Here is a 4,854-nt window from a genome sequence, read left to right as displayed (position 1 = left end):
AATCCTCGATCAGCGGGCTGGTGGCTCAAGGTCTGGTGTGCGGTCATGCCATCCCAGAGCCTTACAATGAAGTGACAACGGTGTTTATCCGCCGTAAGGAAGCCTTCGTGACCAGTACCTTGCAGTCTTTTATAGATGAGATTACCACTCAGACAGAAACGTAGCCTTATCGCTTGGGCTCAGGTACAATGAGAGGGATTTGGATCTCATTGTTCATCCTGAAGGAGGGCTATTATGTTTACAATATATCCGGCGTCTTCCCGGTTCAGCTTCGATAAGGGATGGCTGCGGGGGAGTCACAGCTTTTCATTCGCGGAGTATCAGGATGAGAACAATACAGCGTTTGGTCCTATGCGTGTCTGCAATGACGATGTCATTGCACCAGGTCGGGGCTTTGGAGCGCATCCGCACAGTGATATGGAGATTGTCTCCATTGTGCTGTCTGGGGAGCTGCGCCATGAAGACAACCGTGGGCATGTGGCGGTGACCCGTTTTGGAGGCATCCAGCGAATGTCAGCAGGCCATGGCATCATTCATACGGAGCACAATGCTTCGCAAACCGAGGATGTCAATCTGCTGCAATTGTGGTTTAGCCCGCATACAAGAGGACTGGAACCGTCCTACGAGACTACAGCGTTCAATCCTGAGCGTCTGCATGGTCAGCTTCTGCCTGTCGTTGCTGGAAAGCGTGTACCAGGCACGGAGGGCGAAATAGCTGCAATCAATCAGGATTTAACGATTTATTTAAGCAAGCTTCAACCAGACGAACAAGTCGAATTCACACAGGCCGAGGGTCGGCGCGTGTTCTTGTTCGTCATTGAGGGCTCGCTGCGTGTGAATGGTGAACATATTCTGCAAGGGCGCGATTCTGCACGTATAGAGGAAGAACCGAAGCTATCATTGAATGCAGAGGATGCTGTCTTTTATATGCTGATTGATTTGCCCTAAAAGGAGGTGCGCACAATGGCGCAGCAGGAAACATGGCTGATCAAGCATGCCGTTACAGGGCGCAGCTTTGCTGACAGCCGTAAGCAGCATTTCGATTGTCATTTGGAATTGGCAGACGGCGTGTTTTGCTTCACGCTTCAAGAGTTGCCGCGCGAGGCGGCAGAGGCGATTGTGCGTTTCAGCGAGGAACTGAACGTATTTCGTTTTGTAACGCCGGCAGATGGTGGACCCGTAGTAAAGCACTGGTATTACGTGACCCCTGAAAGTGTGCAGTATCATGGTCAGATCGGTGAGCTTACGTTCGAAGCCGGTTCTAAGATTGAATACCATCCCGAGGACTATTGGGGAGACTAATTATTCTTTTAATCACTCATGTCCGAATTATAATCAGCTTTCAGAGGCTCTGCATCATTGCAGGGTCTTTTTGTTATGCATTCAAGTTGATGAGCGCATTGGATACATAATCCTTTGCAGGCTGGTACATCCTATAGGTCATATTACGTGTTCGGTTCATTCGTAAAGGGAGGAATAAGAATGAAGAAAGGACGCTTTCCCAAGTTGCCAAAGTTACCGTGGAGCCGGAGAGCGATTCCAGCCGCTAATCGCAAACCACGAAATTCTCGTGTACCCCAAGGGCAGCCTGAGTCTTCATGGATGGAAGAGCCGCTGCGCAGCAGTCTGGAAGACAATTTGGTTGCATTGCGTGATATTTTCAAGGAATGCTCTGATATTGTCTACCGAGAGCTCATGATTTCTCCTGAGCGAAAAGGGCTATTGGCCTATTTCGAAGGTACGGTAAAATCAGAGGATTTGCAGGATCATATCCTGCGGCCCGTCATCTTGGGCATGATGCTCAAGGACCCTGAAGTCAACGGCAAATTGGAGCCGCTGGATGAGACTCGTATATCCATGTCCCAGACCAAAACGATGGACGAATGGAAGATGGTATCAGCAGCGATTCTGGATGGCAATGCCGCTCTGTTCGTAGACGGCACGGCTCGTGCGTATATTTTCAGCGCCAAGGGGGGCGTCCGCCGTGGCGTGGAGGAACCGCAGACGGAAGCGGTTATTCGCGGGCCGCGTGAGGGTTTCACTGAGACGCTTCGCGTGAATACGGCACTGCTACGATTCAAGTTGAAGACCTCCAAGCTCAAAATGTACAGCATGACCATCGGAAAAGAAACGCAAACGAGCGTTGTCCTTACCTATATCGAAGGGATTATAGATCCGAAGATGGTGGAGGATGTTAAAAAACGCCTCAGCGATATTAAAATTGATGGTGTTCTGGAGACTGGATATATCGAGGAGTTGATTGAGGATCATCCGTTCTCGCCGTTTCCGCAAATGGAATACACGGAACGTCCGGATACCGTCACCGCGCAATTACTGGAAGGACGTTTTGCCATTTTTGTGGATGGAACGCCTTTTGCCCTGATAGGACCAGTCACGATGTGGCAGATGATGCAAGCGAGCGAAGATTATTACGAACGCTTTTTCATCAGTAATATGGTGCGCTGGATTCGTTTTCTTTTTCTCTTCATGGCTCTTTTTCTGCCTGCATTATATGTAGCGGTGACGACCTATCATCAGGATATGCTACCGACGACACTCATATTGAGTATTGCGGCGGCTCGTGAATCCATCCCTTTTCCGGCTCTAGTGGAAGCGTTGATGATGGAGGTTTCTTTTGAAGCATTGCGGGAAGCAGGGATTCGTCTCCCCAAAACGGTCGGTCAGGCCGTCAGTATCCTCGGCGCGCTCGTTATTGGGCAGGCCGCAGTACAGGCTGGGATCGTATCGGCGCCCATAGTCATTGTTGTGTCGCTCACAGGTATTGCGTCGTTTACCATACCGCGTTTTAATTTCGCCATCACGGTTCGTCTGCTGCGGTTTCCAATCATGCTGATGGCCGGTTTATTTGGATTGTTTGGCATCATTATTGCGACAACACTGATTGCTACGCACTTAACCAAGCTAACATCGTTTGGCGTTCCTTATATGAGTGGGTATAGCCCGTATAACCATACGGATCAGAAGGATATCATCATCCGTGCGCCTTGGTGGAAAATGGTCAAACGCCCTTCCTGGATTGGTAGGGACAACAACAAACGAGAGAAGAAAAAGATGAATGGATCGCCTGAAGCCGAGGAGGGATGGTGATGAAGCCCACATCAATTACACAACAAATGCGTAAAGTGGCTGTGCTCTGTTGTCTGCTGCTTTGTTCTGTTCTTCTGGGAGGATGTTGGGATCGCCGTGAAGTGAATGATGTGGCTTTTGTTATGGGTACTGGGCTGGATAAGGAAGGCGATCAATACCGGATCACGATGCAAATTGCTCTGCCTGGACAGCTCGGTTCTTCGGGCAGCACAGGAGGAGGGGGAGGTACCAGAGGTACGAAGTCCTACTACCTGGAGTCTAAAACAGGTCCAAGCTTTCGGGGGGCAATCGCCGAGGAACAACGGGAGGTATCGCGGACGCTGAATTATTCTCATCGACGGGTGTTGCTGTTCGGCGAGGCGTTGGCACGAGAAGGAATTAGCAAAATGATGGATGTTATTGCACGGATTCCACAAAACCGTCTGTCTTCTCTGATTGTTATCACGAAGGGATCAGCGATGGAGATGCTTCAGGCAGATGCTCCGATTGAGCAATATCCAGCGGAAATGATACGTGAGCTCAACTTTTCCTATATGAAAGAACCTCGTTCCGTGAAGCTGCTGATGAATTCCATTCTGCTGGATGGCATTGATCCAGTGGTGCCAGTAATGTCTCTGGTGAAGAATGGACCAGCTAGCCTTAAAGACAGGAAGACAAATATTCAGATCGATGGACTGGCTGTCTTTCGCCAAGATAGGGTAACAGGGATTATTGATAACCACCTCAGTCGCTTTCTGCTGTTGGGTATGGAGCAAGCCAAGGAGACAGAGATATTTGTCACTCCTCCCAAGGGTAAAGGTTACATATCTGTCCATCTCATTGAAAATAGAGTCCATATTAAACCCCATATTCAGGGGAATGAGATTGCAATGACCGTTCGACTGGACTGTAATGGGAATGTGAAGGAAAATGAGACGGATTTTGATATTTCCAACGAAGAGAATTTGAAGTGGCTGGAGCAGCAGACAGTTGAGGAGATCAAGAGGGAACTGGGAGCGGCTGTCCATGTGATTCAGCAAAAGTATCATTCAGATGTACTTGGCTTGGGCAGGGCCATTATTACAAGTCACCCGGAGGAATGGAAACGGATTAAACCTCAATGGGATCAACTCTATCCCAAGGTGGAAATCACCATAGATCCGGTCGTGCATATTGAGAATATCGGCGCGGTCACCAAACCGTTCGGGTACAAAAAGGAGCGAATCCAGAATGAATAAAGTATTTCTATGGCCTTTATTGCTGGCTATGCTCTTTATGTATCTGGTTGACCGTAAAAGTATTAGCGATGCACCCGCCGTCAATCGCTGGGTCTCCCGCGTATTGTATGTTATTAGCATTGGTATCTGGATTTACGGCACATCGACAAAGAGCAGTATTTATGTGGCTACATGGGTGGCTCGTTTCATTGATATGTGGCTCCCCTCTACGTTGTAAATCGTGTAATGGATGCCTGCGGGCAAAAGGAGGATGTACCTGCATGAAACAGTTCACAACCAGACAAATTGTGCTGCTTGGTGTATTGATGGAGAGCGGAATAACCCTTATACATGCTCCGGCGCAGGCAGCAGATTACGCGAACCAGCATGCCTACTGGACCTGTGTAATTGCGGCTATCGTGCTATGCTTGCCGATCTGGGCGATGTTGAAAATCAAACGTCGTTTTCCCGATCAGGATCTGATGCAGGCGATGGTAAGCTCTCACCCTGTGCTGGGGCGTGCGCTGCTTGCGATCTACCTTATTTTATT

General features: G+C 49.1%; 6 protein-coding genes and 1 pseudogene. All 7 read left to right on the top strand.

From position 1 onward, the window contains the following. Positions 1-164 (top strand): annotated as a pseudogene (locus tag AC5V8P_RS23425) (LysR family transcriptional regulator); the annotation flags it as partial. 70 nt (positions 165-234) lie between these two features. Next, entirely contained in the window at positions 235-948 is a 714-nt protein-coding gene (locus AC5V8P_RS23420; RefSeq protein ID WP_064797718.1) for a pirin family protein, read from the top strand. Between the two features lie 15 nt (positions 949-963). Further along, positions 964-1,302, top strand: coding sequence for a hypothetical protein (locus AC5V8P_RS23415; RefSeq protein ID WP_064797719.1), 339 nt, complete (start codon positions 964-966; stop codon positions 1,300-1,302). 180 nt (positions 1,303-1,482) lie between these two features. Further along, positions 1,483-3,108 (top strand): spore germination protein, encoded by a 1,626-nt coding sequence (locus tag AC5V8P_RS23410; RefSeq protein WP_064797720.1) that lies wholly within the window; start codon positions 1,483-1,485, stop codon positions 3,106-3,108. Then, positions 3,108-4,325 (top strand): Ger(x)C family spore germination protein, encoded by a 1,218-nt coding sequence (locus AC5V8P_RS23405; protein WP_064797721.1) that lies wholly within the window; start codon positions 3,108-3,110, stop codon positions 4,323-4,325. The genes AC5V8P_RS23410 and AC5V8P_RS23405 overlap by 1 nt, the downstream gene beginning before the upstream one ends. Next, positions 4,318-4,542 carry a hypothetical protein gene (locus AC5V8P_RS23400; protein WP_064797722.1) on the top strand — a complete coding sequence of 75 codons (225 nt, stop codon included), beginning with the start codon at positions 4,318-4,320 and terminating at the stop codon, positions 4,540-4,542. Before AC5V8P_RS23405 ends, AC5V8P_RS23400 begins: the two co-directional genes overlap by 8 nt. Positions 4,543-4,585: 43 nt before the next feature. Then, a partial coding sequence (locus tag AC5V8P_RS23395) for a GerAB/ArcD/ProY family transporter (RefSeq protein WP_495473915.1) occupies positions 4,586-4,854 on the top strand: 269 nt, incomplete at its 3' end.

Source organism: Paenibacillus sp. N119s, assembly GCF_059447605.1.
Note: the sequence above shows the minus strand (reverse complement) of the source record. Positions and strands in the feature narration are given on the sequence as shown.

Bases quoted from the DNA above. Each gene is read 5' to 3' on its own strand.
- AC5V8P_RS23415 (WP_064797719.1), top strand. From the start codon at position 964: ATGGCGCAGCAGGAAACATGGCTGATCAAGCATGCCGTTACAGGGCGC.
- AC5V8P_RS23400 (WP_064797722.1), top strand. From the start codon at position 4,318: ATGAATAAAGTATTTCTATGGCCTTTATTGCTGGCTATGCTCTTTATG.
- AC5V8P_RS23420 (WP_064797718.1), top strand. From the start codon at position 235: ATGTTTACAATATATCCGGCGTCTTCCCGGTTCAGCTTCGATAAGGGA.
- AC5V8P_RS23405 (WP_064797721.1), top strand. From the start codon at position 3,108: ATGAAGCCCACATCAATTACACAACAAATGCGTAAAGTGGCTGTGCTC.
- AC5V8P_RS23410 (WP_064797720.1), top strand. From the start codon at position 1,483: ATGAAGAAAGGACGCTTTCCCAAGTTGCCAAAGTTACCGTGGAGCCGG.